General features: G+C 66.2%; 18 protein-coding genes. 4 read left to right on the plus strand and 14 right to left on the minus strand.

The features are described from left to right. Positions 1–51: 51 nt before the first annotated feature. The 9 genes from LK03_RS20115 to LK03_RS20155 form a co-directional block, all read right to left on the minus strand. Positions 52–831, minus strand: a complete 780-nt coding sequence (locus LK03_RS20115; RefSeq protein WP_038414299.1) for a 2-keto-4-pentenoate hydratase — start codon at positions 829–831, stop codon at positions 52–54. Further along, positions 828–2,432 (minus strand): bifunctional 3-(3-hydroxy-phenyl)propionate/3-hydroxycinnamic acid hydroxylase, encoded by a 1,605-nt coding sequence (locus tag LK03_RS20120; protein ID WP_038414300.1) that lies wholly within the window; start codon positions 2,430–2,432, stop codon positions 828–830. Before LK03_RS20120 ends, LK03_RS20115 begins: the two co-directional genes overlap by 4 nt. 72 nt (positions 2,433–2,504) lie before the next feature. After that, a complete protein-coding gene (locus LK03_RS20125; RefSeq protein ID WP_038414301.1) occupies positions 2,505–3,344 on the minus strand; it encodes an alpha/beta fold hydrolase in 840 nt (279 codons plus the stop codon). A gap of 27 nt (positions 3,345–3,371) precedes the next feature. After that, positions 3,372–3,974 (minus strand): amino acid synthesis family protein, encoded by a 603-nt coding sequence (locus LK03_RS20130; RefSeq protein WP_038414302.1) that lies wholly within the window; start codon positions 3,972–3,974, stop codon positions 3,372–3,374. A 14-nt stretch (positions 3,975–3,988) separates the two neighbouring features. Further along, entirely contained in the window at positions 3,989–4,438 is a 450-nt protein-coding gene (locus LK03_RS20135) for a VOC family protein (protein WP_028696298.1), read from the minus strand. Between the two features lie 10 nt (positions 4,439–4,448). Continuing rightward, complete coding sequence (locus LK03_RS20140) at positions 4,449–5,489, minus strand: VPS10 domain-containing protein (protein ID WP_038414303.1); 1,041 nt, start codon at positions 5,487–5,489, stop codon at positions 4,449–4,451. Between the two features lie 10 nt (positions 5,490–5,499). Then, the gene (locus tag LK03_RS20145) at positions 5,500–6,294 is read right to left on the minus strand and encodes an SDR family NAD(P)-dependent oxidoreductase (protein WP_038414304.1); all 795 of its coding nucleotides are present in this window, start codon (positions 6,292–6,294) and stop codon (positions 5,500–5,502) included. 43 nt (positions 6,295–6,337) lie between these two features. Further along, on the minus strand, positions 6,338–7,828 hold the full coding sequence (locus LK03_RS20150) for an aldehyde dehydrogenase family protein (protein WP_038414305.1): 1,491 nt from the start codon (positions 7,826–7,828) through the stop codon (positions 6,338–6,340). A 3-nt stretch (positions 7,829–7,831) separates the two neighbouring features. Further along, positions 7,832–9,382 (minus strand): acetolactate synthase large subunit, encoded by a 1,551-nt coding sequence (locus LK03_RS20155; protein WP_038414306.1) that lies wholly within the window; start codon positions 9,380–9,382, stop codon positions 7,832–7,834. Positions 9,383–9,592: 210 nt separating this feature from the next. Between LK03_RS20155 and LK03_RS20160 the strand changes: the two genes are divergently transcribed. Together LK03_RS20160 and LK03_RS20165 are read left to right on the plus strand one after the other, a co-directional pair. Next, the gene (locus LK03_RS20160) at positions 9,593–10,366 is read left to right on the plus strand and encodes an IclR family transcriptional regulator (protein WP_038414307.1); all 774 of its coding nucleotides are present in this window, start codon (positions 9,593–9,595) and stop codon (positions 10,364–10,366) included. Between the two features lie 151 nt (positions 10,367–10,517). Continuing rightward, positions 10,518–11,153 carry a LysE family translocator gene (locus LK03_RS20165; RefSeq protein ID WP_038414308.1) on the plus strand — a complete coding sequence of 212 codons (636 nt, stop codon included), beginning with the start codon at positions 10,518–10,520 and terminating at the stop codon, positions 11,151–11,153. Positions 11,154–11,175: 22 nt separating this feature from the next. Here LK03_RS20165 and LK03_RS20170 read toward each other — a convergent pair whose 3' ends face one another. Next, complete coding sequence (locus LK03_RS20170; RefSeq protein WP_038414309.1) at positions 11,176–12,627, minus strand: APC family permease; 1,452 nt, start codon at positions 12,625–12,627, stop codon at positions 11,176–11,178. A 349-nt stretch (positions 12,628–12,976) separates the two neighbouring features. On the opposite strand from LK03_RS20170, the gene LK03_RS20175 reads away from it, so the two are divergent. Both LK03_RS20175 and LK03_RS20180 read left to right on the plus strand, forming a co-directional pair. Continuing rightward, positions 12,977–14,215, plus strand: a complete 1,239-nt coding sequence (locus LK03_RS20175; protein ID WP_038414310.1) for an exonuclease SbcCD subunit D C-terminal domain-containing protein — start codon at positions 12,977–12,979, stop codon at positions 14,213–14,215. Beyond that, positions 14,212–17,856 (plus strand): AAA family ATPase, encoded by a 3,645-nt coding sequence (locus LK03_RS20180; RefSeq protein ID WP_038414311.1) that lies wholly within the window; start codon positions 14,212–14,214, stop codon positions 17,854–17,856. Before LK03_RS20175 ends, LK03_RS20180 begins: the two co-directional genes overlap by 4 nt. Positions 17,857–17,884: 28 nt before the next feature. On the opposite strand, the gene LK03_RS20185 is transcribed toward LK03_RS20180, so the two are convergent. The 4 genes from LK03_RS20185 to LK03_RS20200 are packed head-to-tail and all read right to left on the minus strand — an operon-like array spanning position 17,885 to position 22,740. After that, entirely contained in the window at positions 17,885–19,021 is a 1,137-nt protein-coding gene (locus LK03_RS20185) for a lactonase family protein (RefSeq protein WP_038414312.1), read from the minus strand. Further along, complete coding sequence (locus LK03_RS20190; RefSeq protein ID WP_038414313.1) at positions 18,987–19,280, minus strand: DUF5629 family protein; 294 nt, start codon at positions 19,278–19,280, stop codon at positions 18,987–18,989. Before LK03_RS20190 ends, LK03_RS20185 begins: the two co-directional genes overlap by 35 nt. Positions 19,281–19,318: 38 nt before the next feature. Beyond that, positions 19,319–21,712 carry an efflux RND transporter permease subunit gene (locus LK03_RS20195; RefSeq protein ID WP_038414314.1) on the minus strand — a complete coding sequence of 798 codons (2,394 nt, stop codon included), beginning with the start codon at positions 21,710–21,712 and terminating at the stop codon, positions 19,319–19,321. Continuing rightward, positions 21,709–22,740, minus strand: a complete 1,032-nt coding sequence (locus tag LK03_RS20200) for a WD40/YVTN/BNR-like repeat-containing protein (protein ID WP_038414315.1) — start codon at positions 22,738–22,740, stop codon at positions 21,709–21,711. Before LK03_RS20200 ends, LK03_RS20195 begins: the two co-directional genes overlap by 4 nt. Between the last annotated feature and the right edge of the window lie 64 nt (positions 22,741–22,804).

Consider the following 22,804-nt stretch of genomic DNA (forward strand, 5'->3'; position numbering starts at 1 on the left):
GCAATGACTGCGCCAGCCGCAAGGGCTGGCGCAGGATCGAGCACAGCTGTTTCAGACAGCCGTGTCGGCCGCGGTAAAGCGCAGGGCCAGGGCGGTGCCGAGCATGTCCAGACGATACTCACCGGCCTGCACATCGATCGGTGGCAGCAGCGCACCCGAGAGAATCACCTGCCCAGCCCGCAGGCGCTGCCGGTCAGCCAGCACCCGGCGAATCAGCCAGCAGAGGTTCTCGTGCGGCGAATCTGCGCTGAGGCTGCTGCGGCCTTCACCGAGCACCCGGCCATCGAGGCTCAGGCAAAAGTCGAGCTGGCGATGCTGCTCGGGCTGGTAGCGAACGCCCTCGCCCAGGCAGTACAGCCCGGCAGCGGCGTTATCGGCGAGAAACGCACCGGCTGCGAACGACCAGCCCTGCCAGCGGCAGTCGGCGATCTCGAAGGCCGGGGCGATGTCGGCGATGGCGTCGAGCAGTGCCTGGTCGCTATGAAAGCCTGGCGCCAGGTCGCAGCCCAAGGTCAACGCCACTTCGATTTCCAGCTTCGGTCGGATCAGCCGGCTCAGCGCCACCGCCTCGCCGGGCGCCACCTGCATGGCGTCGGTCAACGCGCCGTAGGCTGGCTCGCTGAGGCCAAAGCGCCGCTGCGCGGCCTCACCGGCAAATGCCACCTTCCAGCCGCTGACCCGCTCACCGCGCGCTTCGCGCTGTTGCACACCCTGGCGTTGCAAGGCGTAGCCGGCGCTGACATTCAGCCCCTCGCCCTGACTCGGCGGCAATGCCTGGGCCTGATCGCTGGCGCGCAACAGGTGCTGCGGCAGATCCACCAACAGGCTCATGACAATTGCCCCTGCAGTTTGGCCAGCACGCTTTCCAACCGCTCGGGGGTGGTGATGGCGGCGACGAAGCGGTCGGGGCGCACGACGACCACGCAGTCGCGGACCTTGGAGAACCAGTTGCCCAGGCGGTTATCGACGTCTTCCACACTGATCACGCCGTCGGCGCGCAGCGGTTGGTTGCGCCCGCCGCTGCGCGAGCGGTTGACCTGAATGAAGCGAGTATTCCAGGTGGCCCAGTAAGCCTTGGTCGCCTCGCTGAGCGGCGCCGCCGGGTTGACCCGGTAGCCGAGCACCGCGTACGAGCTGCCCATCACCTCGTCCAGGCGCCGGCGCTGGCCCTCGCAGTCCTCGACGTTGGGCTGCACGAACAACTGGCCGACCAGGTCGCCCTCGCGCAGCTCTTCGCGCTCGTGGAACACCAGGCCCTTGATGATGGTCGCCTTGGGCTTGAACTTGAACTCGAGCAGGTGCGAACGCAGGTTGTCGACGGTGTTCACCGCCTGGAACAGCCAGTCGCGCACCCCGGCCATCAGCGGGTTGGTCAGGCCGAGCACCGCGCCCATGTTGTCGGCCAGGCCGATCAGGTCGGTGGCATGGCCGCGGCGCTCGGTGTCGTAGCTGGCGATGATCTTCGGCGAGGCGCGGCCTTGCAGCACGGCCACCAGCTTCCAGGCCAGGTTGGCGACGTCGCGCAAGCCGGAATTGAGCCCCTGCCCGGCCCACGGCGGGGAGATGTGCGCGGCATCGCCGACCAGCGCCACGCGGCCCTCGACGAAGCGTGCGGCGACCCGCGAGTTGTGCGTGTAGGCGCGGATACGGACGATTTCCAGTTCATCCACGGCATCGCCGATGTGGTTGCGAATCAGGCCGCGAATGGTCGCCTCTTCGCACATCTTCGCCTCGTCCTCGCCCTCCTTGAGCATGAATTCCCAGCGCCGCTGGCGGTACGGCAGGTAGATGCACACGAACGGCCGCTCGGGGTCGGCGTGCAGTGCGGTGTAGGGGGCGTCGAGCGAATCGTTGGTGACATCGACCACCACCCACTTGCGCGGATGGGTCATGCCCAGCAGCTCGATACCAAGCTTCTTGCGCACGCACGAGCGGCCACCGTCGGCGCCGATGACGAACTGCGCATGCAGCTCGTAAGGTTCACCGTCAGCGCCCTTGACCTGCAAGGTCACGCCTTGCTCATCCTGGCTCAGGTCGAGCATTTCATGGCCCTGGCGCAGCTCGACGCTGCGATGGCGCACCAGCTCTTCACGCAGGGTGCCTTCGAGCAACTGCTGCATGAAGATGTTGCGCATGGGCCAGCCGTACTCGGCCACCGTCGGCTTGACCTCGGCAAAGCACACGCCGCGGGCGTTGTAGTAGCGCAGCGGCACGTCGCAGATCATGTCGCGCACGGCGATATCGGCCACGCCGATACCTTGCAGCACGCGCAAGGCTTCATCGTCCATGCCCACCGCACGCGGGTACGGCAGGATGCCTTCGGCCAGTTCCAGTACCACGCAGTCGATGCCGTTCTGGCCCATGTAATGGGCAGCGGTGACGCCGTTGGGTCCACCGCCGACGATGACTACCTGAGTCGTCTCGCGTTTCATGATCGTTCACCCGTTTCTTATACGTTGCTGTTGGGGTTGGTCAGGCGCTGGCACGCACGGTCGCTCCAGCGTCTAGGCACGCAGCCGGTTGAAAAAGTCGCTGACCGCCGCGTTGAACGCAGCGCTCTGGTCATCGTGCACGTAATGGCTGGCGTCGGGTATCTCGACCGCCTGCACGCAGGCGTTGGCCGCCTGCATCTCGGCCAAGGTCGCCGCCGGGAGGAAGTCCGAGCGGCCGCCGCGGATGAACAGCGTCGGGCAGTCCAGGGCGCGCACCGCCGGCCACAGGTCGGTCGGGGTGATGCTCAGGCGCGCCTCGGCGATGCCCTGCTGGTCGTGACGCCAGGTGATGCCATCGGCCGTTTGCTTCATCGAATGTTCCAGGCGCGAGGCCAGCGCCTGGGCCGACAGCCCCGGACGCGAACTACGCCAGAACGCCTCGGCACTGGCCCAGTCGCTGAACAGGTTGGGCGTCTGCTGCATCTCGCGGCGAATGCGCGCGGCACCGTCGCCGACGCTCGAGGAGCCGGGGCCGATGTCCTCGATCACCAGCCCGAGCAGCTTGCCTGGATGCCGCCGTGCGTACTCCAGGGCGTTGGCCCCGCCGAGCGAATGGCCCACCAGCAGGAAGCGCTCGAGCTGCAGGTGCTCGACCAGGTCTTCGAGGTCTTGCACGTAATAGTCGGTGCAGTAGGTGCGCGCTGCGGCCCAACTGCTCAGGCCGCGTCCGCGCTGGTCGAGGGCGTAGACGCAGTAGTCATCGCCCAGGGCATGGGCCAGCGACTCCCAGGTCTGCGCATAAGCGCGCAAACCGTGCAGGAGGATCACCGGGGTGGCATCGGCACGGCCCCACTGCAGGACATGCAGCGAGAGCAACGTGCGGTTATGCAGGAACAGGCTTTTGGCAGGCATTGCGCTACTCCATGCCGAGTCGGTGGATCAGGTCAGGCCGTTGTCGCCCTGGATCGCATCGGCGCTCAGGCCGCCCAGGCGAGCGTGCAGTCGGCCACGGGTGGCGAACGCCCAGATGATGATCACTTCATCGGCCGCCGGACCGTCGCCGAAGGAGGCCGACACCGTGTCGTAGTGCGAGCGCACGTACAGGGCATCCTTGTGCGCCAGCGGAATGTCGATGGTCACCCCCGGCGCGCCACGCTTGCCGGTCGAGGGCACCCACGACTTGCCGCCGCCCAACGCCACGCGGATCGGATCGGCGGCCGGGTTGGTGAGGAAGGCATTGCCGTGCTCGTACTCGCCGTTGGCACCGACCAGGCAGGCCTTGCCGTAGCTGATCACCGTGCGCCCGGCGGCCAGTTCCTGGATGCGCCGACCAAACTCCTCGCCCAGTTGCGGCGAAGCGCCGATCAGCTCGTCGAGGTTTTCGCTGAAGCGCCCGGCGTACGGGTTGTCGATCGCCGCGGCGATGACGTACTTGTACAGCGGCTCGCCATCGGCCAGCTGGCCGCTTTCATTGGCCAGGGTTTCTTCGGTGAAGCTGTACCACTTGCGAATGTGATAGTCGGCGAAATTCTTGGCTTTCATCGGTAGGCTCCTGCTCAGAGTGGGTCGACAGTGAAGTTGCGGCTCGGCGCCCCGGCGGCCTTGAAGCGCGCCTTGGCCACCGCGTCGTCGTGTTCGGTTTCGAAGAAGAATTCCAGGCGGTTGCCGTCCGGGTCATGGAAGTACAGGCCGTTGCCGATCTCGTGGTCGGTGATCTTGACGATCTCCACGCCCTTGCTCAGCAACATGCCGTACAGCTCGCGCAGGGTGGTCATGTCGCCGGCCACCTCCAGCCCGTAATGCTGCAGGCCCAGGCCGCCCTGATGGGCGCCGGGCTCGGCCTTGATCAGCGCGATGTCGTGGTGCTTGCTGCCGAAGGCCATCATCACCCAGGCCTCGCCGCGGGCGCTTTCATGCATGCCAAGCACGTCGGCGTACCACAGCGCGGAGGCGTCCGGGTCGGTCACGAACAGTGAAATGTGCGTGCGCAAAATATCGATCTGCATGGCCTGGCCCTCACTTGTGGGTAACGACGGATTTGTGTCCGGCCTTGATCTGCGCCACCGCCGGAGTCCACAGCACGTCGGCGATTTCGCTGAACTCGCGCCATTGCTTTTGCCAGCCCAGGCCGCCGTTTTCCGAGGTGAACAGGTGGCCGTACTTGGTGCCGGCAAGCATCTGTTGGGGGTTGGCCGGGTTGAAGGCAATCGCCCACACGCAGGAGTTGGGCTGTTGCGAGAGCGGCAGCACTTCCCAGCTTTGCGCGGCGTCGCGCGACACCAGCACCTTGCTGGTGGTGCCAGGGGTGCCATCGGAAATGCTCAGGTACAGCGTGTCTTCACTGCCCTGTGGCGCATTGAGCACGCGTACGTAGTACAGGCCAAAGGCTTCGGCACCGATGATGCCGGTCCAGGTCGCACCCTCGTCGAGGCTGCGGTACACCGCGTTGACGCAGACCACGACGATGACTTTCTGGCCATGGTTGGGCAGCACGACGATGTTGTGGATGTCGGAGTTGTAGTCCCACAGCAGGCGGTCGTCGATGCGGGTGAAGGTGTCGCCGCCGTCGCGGCTGTGGAACAGCCCGCCCTCTTCCAGACCGAACCAGACCTGCTGGCGGTCGGTCGGGTCGTAGGCGAAGGCCAGCAGGCGCGGCTTGCTGACGCCATCGCAGAACTCGGGGATTTCCACCGGCACGCGGTACCAGCTGGCGCCGGCATCGGTGGTGCGCCACAGCACCGCGCGCGACGGCGCCCCGGTGCCGACGAAGATGCGCTGCGGGTCTTGCGGGTCGACCGCCACCTTCCACACCGTTTCGCCATTGAATGGCGAATCGACGCGGGTCCACTTGCCGCCAACGTCATGGCTGACGCACAGGCCGACATCGGTGCCGGCGTAGATCACTTCCGGTGCAGACGGCGCCACGCTCAGCGAGCGGGTGATGGCGTCGAATTCCAGATCCTGGCCCAGGCCCAGGCGATGCCAGGTCTTGCCATCGTCGGCGCTGCGGATCACGGCTTGGCCAACGGTGGCCACCAACAGGGTTCCAGTGCTCATGAGTGCCTCCTCAGATGAAGATGCCGCGGGTCAGGCCGCCGTCGATGCCGATCGATTCGCCGGTCACGGCGCCGGCTTTCGGCGAGGCCAGGAAACCGATCAGCCAGCCCATTTCGATCGGCTGCAAGGTGCGGCGGATCGGCGTTGCGTCGATGTAGGCCTGTTCGACCTGCTGCGCGGTCTTGTTCTGCTTGACCCCTTCGCGCTCGTACAGCTCGTGGATGTGTGGGGTGTCGACCACGCCTGGGTGAATCAGGTTGACGGTGATGCCCGACGGGCCGAGCTGGTCGGAAAGGGTCTTGGTCATGTGCGCGATGGCCAGGTTGCGCATGCCCGACAGCACCTTGCTGCTGCGCCCGGTGAGGCCGCCGATGTTGATGATGCGGCCAAAGCCCTGGGCCTTCATGTGCGGGGTCACCGCCTTGGCGCAGCGGAAGTAGCCGATCACCTTGGTGTTCATGTCGGCCAGCAGCTCATCATCGCCGGCGAACTCGATGTCGTTGCGCACCACGCCCGACGGCGCGGCGGCGCCATTGACCAGGATGTCGATGCGACCGAAATGCGCGTGGGCCTGTTTGACCATCTCATCCACGGCGTTCATGTCGTTGGTGTCGCAGAACAGCGGCAGCACTTCATTGCCGGTTTCGCTGCTGATTTCATCGGCGGCCGGGCGCAGGTATTCCATGCGCCGGGCGCAGATCACCACCTTGCAGCCTTCCTGGGACAGAAAGCGTGCCACTTCCTTGCCGATGCCCATGCCGCCGCCGGTGACGATGGCGACGCGGTCTTGTAGTTGCAGATCCATGATCGTTCCTCTTGTTGTCGTTTGCTCAGCGGTTGTCGTGTGATCAGGCCAGGTCGACGTAGACGCTTTTGGTCTCGGTGTAGGCGTCGATCACGTGCTTGCCCATTTCCCGGCCCCAGCCGGACTGTTTGTAGCCACCGAAGGGCGAGGCCGGATCGACCACGTTCCAGCAGTTGATCCACACCGAACCGGCCTTGAGCTGCGCCGCCAGGCGGTGCGCCGAACGCAGGTCGCGGGTCCACAGACCGGCGGCAAGACCATACGGCGAGTCGTTGGCGCGCACCGCGAGCTCATCGACGTCCGACCAGCTCATCACCGTCAGCACCGGGCCGAAGATTTCCTCGCGGGCCACACAGGCGCGCTCGGCGCGGTCGAGGAACACGGTCGGTTCGACGAAGTGGCCCTGTTCAAGATGGTCAGGGCGCTTGCCGCCGGCGATCAGCTCGGCGCCTTCCGCGACGCCGCGTTCGAGGTAGCCGTTGACCGTCGCCAGTTGCCGTTCGGAAACCAGCGGGCCGAGGGTGGTGGTGCTGTTCAGGCCAGCGCCGATGACGTGGCTGCGGGCATGCCGACGCAGCTCTTCAAGCACCTGGTCGAGCACCGATTCGTGCACGTACAGCCGCGATGCGGCGGTGCACACCTGGCCCTGGTTGTAGAAGATGCCGTCGGCGGCGCCCTTGGCCGCACGCACGATGTCGGCGTCGGGCAGGATGATGTTCGGCGACTTGCCGCCCAGCTCCAGCGAGACCTTCTTCATGTTGCCGGTGGCGGCCTGGGCGATCAGCCGACCGACCTGGGTGGAGCCTGTGAAGGCGATCTTGTCGACGTCAGCATGCGCCGCCAGCGGCGCGCCAGTGCGCAGGCCAAGGCCGGTGACCAGGTTGACCACGCCCGCCGGAAAGCCGGCCTGCTCGATCAACTGCACCAGGCGCACGGCCACCAGCGGAGTCTGCTCGGCGGGCTTGAGCACGGCGGTGCAGCCGGTGGCCAGCACCGGGCCGAGCTTCCACACACACATGTTCAGCGGGAAGTTCCACGGCACGATCAGCGCGCACACCCCCACTGGTTCACGCAGGGTGTAGTTGAGCATCGGTGCGCCGCTGGCCGGCGACACCGGCAGCGTGCTGCCTTCGATCTTGGTCGGCCAGCCGGCGAAGTAACGCACGATGTTGGCAGCGCTGGCCGCTTCGCCTCGGGCATTGCCGATGGGCTTGCCGTTTTCCAGGGTGATCAGTTGCGCCAGCTCTTCGTTGTGCGCCTCGATCAGCTCGGCCAGGCGGTACAGCAGCACGCTGCGCCGCGCCGGCGACTCGCCCCGCCACGGCCCTTCGAAGGCGGCGCGGGCGGCGGCGACGGCAGCATCGACGTCAGCTTCATCGCCCTCGGCGACCTCGTTGAACACCGTGGCCGTGGCCGGGTTTTCCACGGCAAAGCGCCGGCCATGGGTAGCGTCCTGCCAGCTGCCGCCGATGAACAGGCGCTGGGGCTTGGCGAGAAAGGTTTCAACAGCGGGCAGTAGCGCGATCTCACTCATGGTTCACAGCTCCATTTCGATCAGGCAAGGGGCTTTCGAGGCAATGGCCTGAGCCAGTGCCACATGCAGTTCGGCATTGCTGCGCACGCTGCTGGCTGGCACGCCGTAGCCTTTGGCCAGGGCTTTCCAGTCGACGCGTGGGCGATCCAGTTCGGTCAGCGCCAGGGCCTGTGGGCCGAACTCGGTCACCCCGTAGCGGCGCAGCTCGTTCTGCAAAATGGCGTAGCGGTGGTTGGCGGCGATCAGGATCACCACCGGCAGTTGTTCGCGGGCGATGCTCCACAGGGTCTGGATGGTGTACTGCGCGCTGCCGTCCGATTGCAGGCAGAACACCGTGTTGCCAGGCTCGGCCAGGGCGGCGCCGAAGCCTGCGGGAATGCCCTGGCCGATGGCACCGCCGGTGTTGGTCAGCACCCGGTGGCGGGCGGCCCGCGCCGAGGCGGTGAAGAACGGGTAGCCGCAGGTGCCGCCTTCGATGGAGACGATGCAGTCGTGGGGCAGCGCCGCCGACAGCACGCGGCCGATCGACTGGGGGCTCAGCGCGTCTTTGCCGGGCGGCAGGTCGATGCCTTGTTCGACCGGCGTGAAGGCCGGTGCATTGAGCGCATCGGCCAGCGCCGAGAGCGCGCCCACCACATCGTCGCCGACCTCGGCCAGCGACAGCAGGCGCGAGCGTTCGGCCAGGCGTGAGGGGATGCCTTCGTAGCCGAAGTAGCTGATCGGCTCGGGCACACCGGCGCACACCACCAGGTCGTACTGCTCGAGAATTTCGATGGCGACTTCGGGGAAGTACGGCAGCCGATCCAGGTCCGGCAGGCCGCCACCGCGGTGACTGACCCGTGGGAAGGTCTCGGCGAACATACGCACCGCCGGCAGGTTGGCCAGGCGCCCGGCCGCTTGCAGGCCTTCGGCGCTCAGGCCCACGTCACCGACGATGAACACCAGGCGCTTGCCTGCGGCCAGCTCACTCGCCACCTGCTCGACCTTGTCGCCGGCAAAGCGCCGCACCGGTGCCTGCAGCGGGGCGAAGTCGCCAGCGTTGGCGCTCACCTCAGCGGCTTGCAGGTCCATCGGCAGAATCAGGCTGGCGATCTGTCCACGGGGCTGCCAGGCCGCCTGCACGGCGCTTTGCAGGTCTTCGCCGACACGCTCGGCATGCTTGGAGGTGCGCACCCAACCTGAAACCGCACCGGCCAGCGCCTCGATATCGCTGGCCAGCGGTGGGTCGTAGTTGACGTGCCAGGAGGCGTGGTCGCCGATGACATTGACGATCGGCGTGTTGGCACGGCGGGCGTTGTGCAGGTTGGCGATGCCGTTGGCAAAGCCTGGGCCCAAGTGCGTGAGGGTCATGGCCGGCTTGCCGGCGATGCGCCCGTAGCCATCGGCTGCGCCAGTGCACACGCCTTCGAACAGCGACAGCACCGGCTTGAGGCTCAGCGCCGGGCTCTTGGCGATGGCCGCCACCAGCGGGATTTCAGTGGTTCCCGGGTTGGCAAAGCAGTACTCGACGCCGCTGGCGGCGGCGGCTTTGAGGATGAGTTCAGCACCATTCATGGGTCGGGCCTCGCAGGCTGGCGTTGTTTTTCCGGATTTATTCCATTTCTCAAAGCTTCTAACAAGCCTTTTTTAGTTTTTTACTCAAAATATGAGACTTATGAGATTTTAAGGGGCTTTTGAAGCTGGATTATTAGCGATATAGTCTCAGCCAATCACAATGCCAAATGACCCGTCCTTTCACCGATTCGCACCAATGGGGAACCTGCCATGGGCAGCTTGAGCAAGACGCTGGGCGTGCTGGACCTGTTCGGTGCGCAGCAACTGCAGATCGACCCGGACACCATCGTCGAGCGCATGGGCCTGTCGCGGGCCACGGTGTATCGCTACGTGAGGGAGCTGTGCGAGGCCGGCCTGCTCACCCGGGTCGGTGCTGGCAGTTATGGGCTGGGGCCGCGGATCATCGAGCTGGACTGGATGATGCGTCAGTACGATCCGATCCTCAGCGCCGGCCGCGCGCTGATGAACGAGCTGGCCCGCGACACCGGCCTTGCGGTGTTCGCCAGCGTTTTCTACGACGGCCACATCATCAACACCTACATCACCGAGGCCTACGACACAGCGACCTTCGCCTTCGGTCGCGGCCACCCGCTACCGCTGTTTCGCGGCGCGCAATCGAAGGTGCTGGTCGCCGCGCAGAAGGGCAAACGCCTGCAGCAGCTGTTCGAGCAGCACATCGCCAACGACCCCGGTCACCCCTACAGCCAGCGCCCGTGGTCGGAGTTCGCCCGCGCCGCGAAGAAGATTCGCCGCGACGGCTACTGCATCACCCACGAGGAACTCAACACGGGCCTCACCGGTATCGCCGCGCCGATCGTCAGCGTCGAGCACAAGGACGTGCTGGGCAGCATCTCGGCGGTGGGCAGCAGCCATGACTTTCGCCTGCTGCGCCAGGACGCGGTACGCGACCGGCTGATCGACACCGCCCAGCGCATTGCCCAGAACATCCATGCACAGCGCTCGGTGCCCGCCCGCAGCGCGTGACAACGCGGTGCTGTATGCCGTTTTTCTCCTCGATCTGTGACTAACGCAGGCCTGCGCCAGACGCCACACTCGGCGCCACCATCCCCTTGTGTTCACCGCGCCTGGGGCTCGGTCGCGGGGCGCGGCCGGGCAGGCGCTGAGGAGTCGTTGCATGCCCGAATTGTCCAACTGGCTGGCCTACGCGCTGATCTCGCTCGGCATGGTGCTGACGCCCGGCCCGAACATGATTTATCTGATCTCCCGCTCGATCTGCCAGGGCCGCGCAGCCGGCCTGATTTCCCTCGGTGGCGTTGCGCTGGGGTTCGTGGTGTACATGGCCTGCGCGGCGCTGGGCATCACCGCCTTGCTGCTGGCGGTGCCGCACGCCTATGACGCGCTGCGCCTGGGCGGTGCGCTGTACCTGCTGTACCTGGCCTGGCAGGCGCTCAAGCCTGGGGCGCGCTCGGCCTTCGCAGTGCAGGACCTGCCCAAGGACAGCCCGCGCAAACTGTTCATGATGGGGTTTGTCACCAACCTGCTGAACCCGAAGATCGCGGTCATGTACATGTCGCTGTTGCCGCAGTTCATCAGCCCCGGCGAGCATGCCAGCGTGCTGGCGCAGTCGCTGGTGCTGGGTTTCACGCAGATCGTCATCAGTGTCAGCGTCAATGCGCTGATCGCCGTCATGGCCGGCAGCATCGCGGCGTTCTTCGTCAGCCGGCCGTTGTGGCAGATCGTCCAGCGCTGGTTGATGGGCACGGTGCTCATCGGCCTTGCCGTGCGCATGGCACTCGAAGGGCGCCGCTAGGCGCAACGCCCCCCAGCTCACTTCAGAGCTTGTGACTGCCCAGTGCCTCGAAGCAGGTCGGGGACCGGCGGCGCAACCTTCCCGCCAGCACCAGACCGACGATCAACGCTGCCGGAATCAGCGAGCACAGCGCGTAGGACAGCGCCTTGCTCGAACCGGTCAGCACCTCGAAGTGCACCACCGCGATGATCAGCACGAAACTCAGCGCCAGGCACGAGAACACCGGGAACACCACCCGGCGCAGCACGCCGAGCTTGAGCTGCGGATTGCGCTTGAGGTACATCAGCACGGCGGCCGAGGTGATCGCCATCAGCAGGATCAGGCACAGCGTGGCCAGGCTCGAGAACCAGGCGAACAGTTGCAGGATCGGGTCGGCTTCCATGGCCGCGAAGATCAGCACCACCACCGCCGCGATCAGGCTTTGCAAGGCCGAGCCGCGGTGCGGGCTCTGGTGGATGCGGTGGGTCGAACCCAGCGCCCGTGGCAGCAGGCCGTCGCGGCCGATGGCGTAGAAGTAGCGCGCCGCCGAGTTGTGGAAGGCCAGCAGGCCGGCATAGATGCTGACGATGAACAGCACGCGGATGACCTGGGTCAGCTGCGGGCCGACGAAGTGATCGGACAGCCCATAGATGAAGGTGGTCGGATCCGCCAGCCCTTGCAGCACCGAGACGATCTTGTCGGCGCCCACGCCCACCACCATCGACCAGATCGACAGCGCATAGAAGCAGCCGATCAGCAGCACCGAGACATAGGTGGCGATGGGAATGGCCCGCGACGGGTTCTTCGCTTCCTCGCCATAAATGGTGGTGGCCTCGAAGCCGATGAAGGCGGCGAAGCAGAACAGCAGGCCGATCGACGGCGTGCCGCTGAACACATGCTCGGACTTGAACGCGTCGAAGTTGACCCCGCTGTCGCCGCCGCTGCGCAGAATGGCGATGTCCAGCACCAGAATCGCCAGGTATTCGGCCACCACGATGAACGACAGCACCCGCGCCGAGAGGTCGATGTTGCGGTAGCCCAGCACGGCGATGCTGGCCATGGCCATCAGCGAATAGGCCCACCACGGCAGGTCGATGGCGAACACGCTGGACATGGTGCCTGACACCACACCACCGAACATGCCGTACAAGCCCACTTGCAGGATGTTGTAGGCCAGCATCGCCAGCACCCCGGAAGCACCGCCGGCCATGCCGCCCAGGCCCCGTGACGAGAAGGCGTAGAAGCCGCCGGCGTTGGTCACGTGGCGGGCCATGGTGGTGTAGCCCACGGCGAAGGTCAGCAGCACGGCCAGGGCCAGCAGCAGCAACGCCGGTGTGCCGGCGCCGTTGCCGAGCATGATGCCGATGGGGAAGCCGCCGGCCAGCACGCTCAGGGGGCTGGCGGCCGAGATGACGAAGAAGATGATGAAACCGACGCTCAGGGCGCCGCGCCGCAGCTCGGTTGAAGCTGCTGGCGAACTCTCGGATACGCTCATGATCTTGACCTTATTGTATGAGGCAGTCGCTATAGGTTGAGTCAACGCCGATCGTCATACCGGCGCATGGCCGAGAACTTTGTTGTAGTGGGTGCTGACGTTTTCGATCCTAGGCCCCTGCAGGCGCAGGCGTTAGCCCAAATTGGCAGCCAGGAAAACCGTGCCCCAGGCGGGTTCACGCCCCGCCGCCAGGCACTGAAAAGGCTGCCAATTCGGGATAGCCAACGCCCATCGGACACCTTCGCACATGCCCGGCAAACGCTGCCAATGAGTTACCATAGCCGCCACGCGCACCGCCCTCCTCCCCTTCCGGCCCGCTGCTGGCCCGACTTCACCACACAGGTCATCCATGCGTCTGTTTCACACCTCCGACTGGCACCTGGGCCAGAGCCTGCACGGCCAGGATCGCGACTTCGAACACGCCTGTTTCCTCGAATGGCTGCTCGGCCAGTTGCAGTTGCGTCAACCCGATGCGCTGCTGATCGCCGGCGACCTGTTCGACACCGTCAACCCGCCGGTCAAGGCCCAGGAGCGCTTGTACGACTTCATCGTCCGCGCCCACGAGCAACAGCCCAAGCTGGACATCGTGATGATCGCCGGCAACCACGATTCCGGCTCGCGGGTGGAGCTGCCCGCAGCGCTGATGCGGCGCCTGCGCACCCATGCCCTGGGCCGGGTGCACTGGCTCGACGAAGGCCAGCTCGATGCCGAGCGGCTGCTGATTCCGCTGACCAACGCGCGCGGCAAGGTCTGCGCCTGGTGCCTGGCCTTGCCGTTCCTGCGCCCGGCGGAAGTGACCGGGCCGCACCTGGGTGACGACTACCTCAAGGGCATCGCCACGGTACACGAGCAACTGACCGCCGCGGCGCTGCGCAAGCGTGGCAAGGATCAGGCGCTGGTGGCCATCAGTCACGCGCACATGGCCGGCGGCGCGGTCTCGGAAGATTCCGAGCGCAGCCTGATCATCGGCAATGCCGAGGCGCTGCCGGCGCGGCTGTTCGACCCCAGCATCGCCTATGTCGCCCTGGGCCATCTGCACAAGCCGCAGAAGGTCAACCGTGAAGAGCGCATCCGCTACAGCGGCTCGCCGCTGCCGCTGTCGTTCGCTGAAATCAATTACCCGCATCAGGTGCTGGAAGTCGAGCTGCAAGGCGCGCAGCTGGTGAGCGTCGAGCCGCGCCTGGTACCGCGGGCAGTGGCACTGCTGCGCATCGGCCCGGCGCCGCTGGATGAGGTATTGGCGCAACTGGCCGAGCTGCCGGGGCCGGATTTGCTGCAAGACCCCAACCACCAGCCGTGGCTGGAAGTGCGCGTGCGCCTCGACGAACCGCAGCCTGATCTGCGTCACCAGGTCGACAGCGCCTTGAGCGACAAAGCCGTGCGCCTGGTGCGCATCAGCGCTGAGTACAGCGGCGCTGCGGCTGCGGATGACGAGACCGAGGGCTTCGTCGAACTCAGCCAGATCACCCCCCAGGACTTGTTCAGCCGCGCCTGGCAGCAGGCCTACGGCAGTGAGGTCGACGAACAGACCCTGGCCGACTTCGCCGAACTGTTGCAGGACGCCCACCAGCACGAGGCCCAGCCATGAAGATTCTTGCCATTCGCCTGAAGAACCTGGCCTCGCTGGCAGGCCCGGTGGACATCGACTTCACCGCCGAGCCGCTGCTCAGCGCCGGGCTGTTCGCCATCACCGGACCCACCGGCGCCGGCAAGAGCACCCTGCTCGACGCCCTGTGCCTGGCACTGTTCGGCAGCGTGCCGCGGCTCAACGCCATCGCCCGCGAAGCCAAGGTGCCGGATGCCGACGGCGACATTCCCACCGCCGATCCACGCAACCTGCTGCGCCGCGGCAGTGGCAGTGGCTTTGCCGAAGTGGATTTCATCGGCATCGACGGGCACCGCTACCGCGCTCGCTGGGAAGCCAACCGCGCCCGCGACAAGGCCGGCGGCAAGTTGCAGGCCAGCCGCCAGAGCCTGTGCGACCTCGACGCCGAGCAACTGCTGGGCAGTGGCAAGCAGGAATACAAAGAGCTGATCGAAACCCGCCTGGGCCTGAACTTCGAGCAGTTCACCCGCGCAGTGATGCTGGCCCAAAGCGAGTTCAGCGCCTTCCTCAAGGCCAACGACCGCGACCGCAGCGAGCTGCTGGAAAAACTCACCAACACCTCGATCTATACCCGCCTCGGGCAAGGCGCCTTCGCCAGGGCGCGGGAGGCTGGCGAGGCCCACCGCGCCTTGCAGGAGCGCGCCAGTCACCTGCTGCCGATGGCCAGCGAAGCCCGCGTCGAGCTCGATGCCACCCTCGACCAGGCCCAGCAGCAGCTCAAGGCCGAGCAACAGCGCCAACGCGAACTGGAACAGCAACGCGCCTGGGCCGCCGAACTGCAGCGCTTGCAGCAGCAACAACACAACGCCCGGCAAGCGCTGGTCGAGGCGCAGCAGCATACCGAATCACTGAGCGAACAACGTCATGACGTGCAGCGTCTGGATCGTCTGGCGCCGCAGCGCCACCAGTTCCAGCGCCAGCGCCAGTTGCTCGCGCAATTGCAGCCGCTGGGCGAGGCGCTGCTTGCGCAACGCCAGCAGCAGGCTGGCGTGCAGGCGCGCAGTGGCGAACTCGAACACGCCCTGCACGGCGCCCGCGAGCACCTGAGCCAGCGCCAGCACGCCTTGGATGAGGCCGCACCGCGTCTGCGCCAGGCGTTCTCTGCCGAGGAAACCCTGGCCCGCCTGCACGGTGAGCTGGAGACCGCGCGCACTGCTGCTGCCGAGGCCGAGCGCGGCAGCGCGGCCTTGCAGCAACAGCAACAGCAGGTGCAGCAAGCGCAGCAGCGAGACCAGCACGCATTGCAGCAGGTCGAGCAGGCGTTGGCCGGCAGCGCCGAGTTGGCGAGTCTCGGCGAGGCCTGGCAGGCCTACCGTGGGCAGCTGCAACAGTTGCTGCAAATCGGCAATCGGCTTGAGCAAGGCACTGAAGAACTGCCCGCCTTGCAGGCACAACTGAGCCAGGCCAGTGCCCAGGCCCACGCCCAGCAGCAGGACCTGGAACTGCTCTACCGCGAGGCCAAGGTCGAGCCGCAGGCGGTGGCCGAACAGTTGCAGCTGCTAAGCGGCATGCTTCAGGACAACCGCAAGCAACAGCGCAGCGTCGACGAGTTCACTCGCCTCTACAGCCGCGAGCAGGAGCTGCAACAGAATCTGCAGGCACTCGCCGAGCGTCAGCAGCAGGCCCTGGAACAGCGTCAGCAGTTGATCGCCGCCGGTACTGCCGCCAAAGCTGAGTTCACCGCTGCCGAACAGGCGCTGGCGGTGATCCAGCAGGTGCTCGAACGCCAGCGCCTGGCACGCGACAAGAGCGTCGAAGCCCTGCGCGAGCAACTGCGTGACGGTGAGCCATGCAGCGTCTGCGGCAGCCTCGAACACCCCTTCCACGATGCCCAGGCGCTGCTCGCCAGCCTCGGCCAGCACGATCAGCACGAAGAAGACAGCGCCAAGGTCCAGGTGCGCCAGCTCGGCGAACGCCTCACCACCCTGCGCACCGAGCTGGGCGTGGCCAACGCCCAGTACAAGGATGCGCAGCAGCAGCAGGCGCAACTGAGCGAGCAGTGGCAGCCACTCGATCAGCAGTTGCGCGACCATGCCCTGTGGCCCGGCCTCGACGCCCAGGCCGAGTCGGCCCGCGCGGCCTGGCTTGCGGCGCAGGCGCGGCGCCTCGAGCAAGAGATCAGCCACGACGAACAACGCCAGGCCACCCTCACCCGCCTGCAGCACGATGTCGCCCAGCAGACTGCACAGCTACACGCTGCCCAGCAGGCCCAGCAGCACGCGCAACAACGCCTGGAGCAGCAGCGCAGTGCGCTCCAGGCCGATCAGCAGCGCCTGGAGCAAGCCTTGGCCGACTTTGCCGAGCTGCTGCCCGAGGCCCACCTCAAGGCCCTGCGCGAAGCGCCGGCCGAGGCTTTTCTGACACTCGACCGCCTGCTCGCCGAACGCCTGCAGCAGCTCGACCAGCGCCACGAATTGCAGCAGGCCCAGCAACAGCGCGAACAGCAGTTGCAGCGCCTGCTCGATCAGCAGCAGCACCAGAGCGCCCAACAGCAACAGCGCCACACTGAACTCGAACGCCTCGACGCCCATTACCAGCAAGCCCGCGCATTGCTCGGCGAACTGCTCGGCAGCCACCCCAGCGCCGAAGCCTGGCAGCGGCACCTGCAACGGGAGCTGGAACAGGCCCGCCAAGGCGAAAGCGAAACCGCCCAGGCCTTGCAGCAGGCGCAGAACCAAGCCCTGCAACTGGCGACCGAACTCAAGGCCAACCAGGCCCGCGAAGCGGAACTGACCGTCGAGCAGCAACAGTTGCAGGAGGCCATCGACCAGTGGCGTGCCGAGCATGCCAGTTTCGATGACGCCACCCTGGAGCGTCTGCTGGCGGTCGACGAAACCCAGCTGGGCGCCCTGCGTCAGCGCCTGCTTGCCGCCGACAGCGCGCTGCAACAGGCCGCCGTGCGGGTGCAAGAGCGTGACGAGTGGGTGCACAACCATCAGCAGTCGGCCACCGAGCCCCTGCCCGCCGAGGCGCTGCAGCAAGCGCTGGAGGATGTTCAGGCGAAGCTGGGCCAACTCGAGCAACGCTGCGCCGAGCTGCGCGCCCAGCAGGCCGACGACCAGCGTCGCCAGCAGGCCAGCGCGGCGCTTGCCGCTGACATCGAGCAGGCCCAGCAGCAATGGCAACGCTGGGCGCGCCTGAACGCGCTGATCGGCTCGGCCTCAGGCGATGTGTTCCGCAAGATCGCCCAGGGCTACAACCTCGACCTGTTGCTGCACCATGCCAACGCACAACTGCGCCAGCTGGCCCGGCGCTACCGCCTCAAACGCGGCGGCAGCGCCTTGGGGCTGCTGGTGATGGATACGGAAATGGGCGACGAACTGCGCTCGGTGCATTCGCTGTCCGGCGGCGAAACCTTCCTGGTCTCGCTGGCTCTGGCCCTGGGCCTGGCGTCGATGGCCTCGAGCACCTTGCGCATCGAATCGCTGTTCATCGACGAAGGCTTCGGCAGCCTCGACCCTGAATCCCTGCAACTGGCCATGGACGCCCTCGACGGCCTGCAAGCCCAGGGCCGCAAAGTGGCGGTGATTTCCCACGTGCAGGACATGCACGAGCGCATCCCGGTGCAAATCAAAGTGCACCGGCAGGGCAATGGCTTGAGTGAGGTGGAGGTCAGCGGGTGAACGGCGCAGTTCACCCGCCTGTAGGAGGTTATGGGGATTTGGCGAACACCAACGCCGAAGGTGCTGGCTGGGGCAGGCGCTGAACCACTTCGCCGAGGGTGCCTTCGCGCGGGTCGCGGCGCAGGACGACGATCTCGTCGCTGTGCTGGTTGGCCACCAGCAGGAAATGCCCGTCAGGGTCGAGGGCGAATTCGCGGGGGTGGTCGCCTTCGCTGGCGCGGCGCTGCACCAGGGTCAGGCGGCCGTCGTCGGGATCGACCCGGTACACCACGATCTCATTGGCCTTGCCGCGGTTGCTGACGTACAGAAAGCGCCCGTCAGCCGACAGGTGCAGGCCGCTCGCCGACTTGAACGCCGCGTCGTGGCGCTCGGTCAGCGGCAGTTGCTGGACCAGCGCCAGGCGGCCATCTTGCTGCACCGAGAGCACCGCCACCTGCGCGCTCATTTCCAAGGTCAGATAGGCAAAACGGCCACGGCTGTCGAACTCCAAGTGACGCGGCCCGCTGCCCGGTGGCAGCACCAGCTCGGCGGTGCTCGCCGGCTTGAGCGGTCGCTCGGCGCTGGCGCCGTCGTAGCGGTAGATGAACACGCGGTCGGCGCCCAGGTCGGTGGCGTACACGTGTTGGCCATCAGGGGCGACGACCATCGAGTGCATGTGCGCTTCACCCTGGCGCTCGGCATCGACCTGGCTCGGCGCATGGCGCACTTGCTGGGTCGGTGCCTGTAGCGTACCGCTGCGGCTCACCGGCAGCGCCACCAGGCTGCCGCCTGGCTTTTCGGCGCCGTAGTTGGCGACGAACAGGTAGCGCTGGTCGTGACTGAGGCTGGCATGGGTCGGCTCGCCGCCCTGGCTGCTGACCTTGCCCTGGGCGGTCAGGGCGCCGTCGGCCTCGACGGCAAAGCTGCTCACCGTGCCTTTGCGGTCTTCATTGACGGCATACAGCACACGCTGGTCAGGCGACAGCGCCAGCCACGACGGATTGGCCGCGTGCACCACTTGCAACGGGCTGGACTCGATCTGCCCGGTGCTGGCATCGAAGTGATAGCGGTAAATGCCATGGCTGGCGCCGTCGGTGTAGCTGCCGACCAGCAAGGTGGCGGCGTGGACGGGCACGGCCAGGCTCATCAGGCTAATCCTTAGCAGGTGCTTGCAGGTGCGGTTCATCGTCGTCTTCCTCATCTTCCGGGGCGCGCAGGGCACTCATGCAGAACAGCAGGTGCTCGGCTTCGACAGCACTCACCCGCCATTCGTCCCCCTGGCCTTGCGCGGCGGCCAACTGCTCGGCGCTGAACTGCCAGCGGCGCAGCTGCCGGCCATCCATGCATTCGGCGCGCAGGCCGGCGTCATCGAGGGTGAAATCAAAACAATGCAGGCCGTCGATCAGCAGCATGTCGCAGGTGTGCAGGGCGTCGAGAAGGGTCATGGGAATACCTGAGGAAAAATGACCGCCAGTATACCCGCTCAATGGCCCAGCAGACCGCCGCCAGGCTGGCCCGCCAGGCGCTCGGGCCTGATCAGAAAACGCGCCAGCGCTGGCAACAACCACAACGCGCCGACCATGTTCCACAGCAGCATGAAGGTCAGCATCAGGCCCATGTCGGCCTGGAACTTGATGGCCGAGAACATCCACGTGCAAACCCCGATCGCCAGGCACAGGCCGGTGAACAGCACGGCCTTGCCGGTCGAGCGCAAGGTCTGGTAATAGGCCTCCTGCAACGACAGCCCGGCGCGCAGGAATCGCTCCAGACGGCTGTAGATGTAGATGCCATAGTCGACGCCAATGCCCACACCCAGGGCGACCACCGGCAAGGTGGCGACCTTCACGCCGATACCCATGAACGCCATCAGCGCATTGCCCAGCACCGAGGTCAGCACCAGCGGCAGCACGATGCACAAGGTGGCGGCGAACGAGCGGAAGGTGATCAGGCACATGACCGCCACGCACAGGTAGACCAGCAGCAGGATGCGCAGCTCGGCAGACGCGATGACCTCGTTGGTGGCTGCCTCGATACCGGCGTTGCCAGCAGCCAGGAGGAACTGCAGGCCGTCGCGGTCATGGCTGGCGGCAAAGGCGCGGGCGGCGGCGGTGACCCGCTGCAGGGTTTCGGCCTTGTGGTCGTTGAGAAACACCAGCACCGGCGCCAAGGAGCAGTCGGCGTTGTACAGGCCGTCGGCGCGGGCGATGGAGTTGTTCAGCACATCGGCGTTACGCGACAGCGTCTCCCACTTCAGGCTGCCCTCGTTCATGCCCTTGATGACCTGTTTGGAGACCGTCACCAGGGAAATCGCCGACTGCACCCCCTGGGTGTTCTGCAGCGTCCACATCAACTCGTCGATCGGCGCCAGGGTGCTGTGCACCGAGCACTGCTCGGCGGCGGTCTTGACCATGATCACCAGCACGTCGGAGCTGGTCGAGTAGTGCTCGATGATGAAGCGGTTGTCCTGGTTGTAGCGCGAATCCGGGCGCAGCTCCGGTGCCCCCTGATCGAGGTCGCCGATCTTCAGGTTCTGGCTGTACCAGAGGCCACCGGCGAAGGCCAGCAGCGCCAGGCCCAGCGACAACGGCGCCACCCGCGCGCTGGCAAGGTTCGACAGCAGGCGCCAGAACGGGTGTTCACGGTGCGCATCGGCCTTGCTGCGCGCCACCGCCTTCTGGCTGATGCCGACATAGGAAATCGCCACCGGTAACAGAATCAGGTTGGTGAAGACGATCACTGCCACGCCGATCGAGGCGCCGATGGCCAGCTCGCGGATCACCCCGATGTCGATGATCAGCAAGGTGATGAAGCCCACCGCATCGGCGAGGATGGCGATCATGCCGGGGATGAACAGCTGGCGGAAGGTGCGCCGCGCGGCGGTCAGCGCGTTGTCGGCGTCGCTGGACTGCAAGGCGATGCCGTTGATCTTCTGCACGCCGTGGGAAATGCCGATGGCGAAGATCAGAAACGGCACCAGCATCGAGTAAGGATCGAGCCCAAAACCGACCGCATGCATCAGCCCCAGTTGCCAGACCACCGCCACCAATGTGGTCACCAGCACCGCCACGGTGCTGCGCAGACACCCGGTGAACCACAACAGCAACGCCCAGGTGATCAGCAACGCCACACCGAAGAACAGCGCCACCATCAGCAACCCGTCGATCAGGTCACCGACCTTCTTGGCAAAGCCGACGATATGAATCTCGACGTTGGGGTTCTGCGCCTGGTACTTGTCGCGGATCTTCTCTTCGAGCTGGTGCGAGAACTGCTGGTAGTCGAGCTTGAGCTGGCGCGAGGGGTCGAGCGGGTCGGGGTAGCTTTCCTGCAATGGCACATCGACGATGCTGGAGCGAAAATCATTGGCCACCAGGCGGCCGATCTGCCCGGACTTGAGCACGTTGTCGCGCAGGGCATCGAGGCTGGCGGGCGAGCCGTCATAGGGGGTGGGAATCACCTCGCCACCGGCAAAGCCCGCTTCGGTGACCTCGGTCCAGCGCACGCTCGGGCTCCACAGCGATTTGAGGCCACTGCGTTCGACGCCTGGAATGTAGAACACCTCGTCGTGAATCTGGCGCAGGGTCTCCATGTAGGCGGGGTCGAAGATGTCGCCCTCTTTCACCGCCACGGCGATGCGCACGGTATTGCCGAGGTTGGCCAGATCGTTGCGGTGTTCGAGCATGCGTTCGATGAACGGGTGCTGCAGCGGGATCATCTTCTCGAAACTGGTGGAGGGGCGAATCAGCGTGGCCTGCCAGAACAGCACCAGGCTGACCAGCAGACACAGCCCGATCACCACCGGGCGATGGTTGAAGATCAGCCGCTCAAGCGCGGTAGCCTGTTGCTCATCGGGCATGGCGCGGGGCGTCTGGCGGCTCATGGTTGCACCTCCAGGTCCTGACCCTTGGCGTCGGCCAGGTGAATACCGCCCTGCCCGACCAGCAGCAGCCGCTGGTCGGCAAGCCCGGCGACACCGGCCAGGGCGATGCGGTCGCGGCGGCTGTTCACCGTGAACGTCTCGCCGTCGTCATCGCTCAGCAGCACGCTGCCGGCATTGCCGACCACCACCACGCGGCCATCGTCGAGCAGCGCTGCGCCCGACAGGCCCGCAGCGAAAGGCCCACGTTCAGTGCTCAAGGTGATGCGCTGCCAGGTGTCGCCGAAGTCTGTGGATCGCAACAGGTTGCCGCGCAGGCCGAAGGCCAGGAGGGTTGCCGGGCTGGCAGTGCCGAGCACCCCGAACAGCGAACCCTCGTACGGCCCAGGCACCGACGCCCAGCTCTGCCCGTCGTCGCTGGAGCGATACAGGCTGCCCTGCTCGCCGACGATGAACAGACCACGGTCCTTTACCTGGGCGATCGCGTTGAGGTGCAGTTGCTCGGGGTTGTCCAGCCGGTCGCCGACGTCGTGCCACTGCTGGCCGCCGTCGCGGGTTTCCAGCAGCGCGCCATAGGCACCGACGGCAAACCCATGGCGGGTATCGAGAAACAGCACATCGAGCAGCGGCGCCTCGCGCGCAAGGTCTTCGAACTGCTTGCGCCAAGTGGCGCCGCCGTCGTCGCTGGCCAGCACCTGGGCATCGTGGCCGACCGCCCAGCCGTGCTCGGCGTCGACGAAATACACCGCCGTGAGCAACTGACGGCTGGGCACCTGGGCCTGGGTCCAGGCGCCGCCTTGGTCATCGGAATAAAGGATATGCCCGCGGTCCCCGACCACCACCAGACGCTTTCCAGCCTGGGCGGCGTCGATCAGCAGGCTATGGGCGGCGCGCTCGGAGGCAATGGCCGATTGCCCATCATCAGCGGCCTGCGCTCGATCCGGGCACATGGCGCTGGTCAGCACCAACAGCGCCGCCATCGACCACCCCCACGCCCACGGCCTGCCACGCATCCTTGCCCACTGGCTCATGCTGTTCCCCTGTTGTTGTTCTTCGCCGGGTCGCTGGAGAAAACCGCCTGCAGGGCCTGCATTG

The sequence above is a fragment of the Pseudomonas cremoricolorata genome, assembly GCF_000759535.1.
Lineage (GTDB): Bacteria > Pseudomonadota > Gammaproteobacteria > Pseudomonadales > Pseudomonadaceae > Aquipseudomonas > Aquipseudomonas cremoricolorata_A.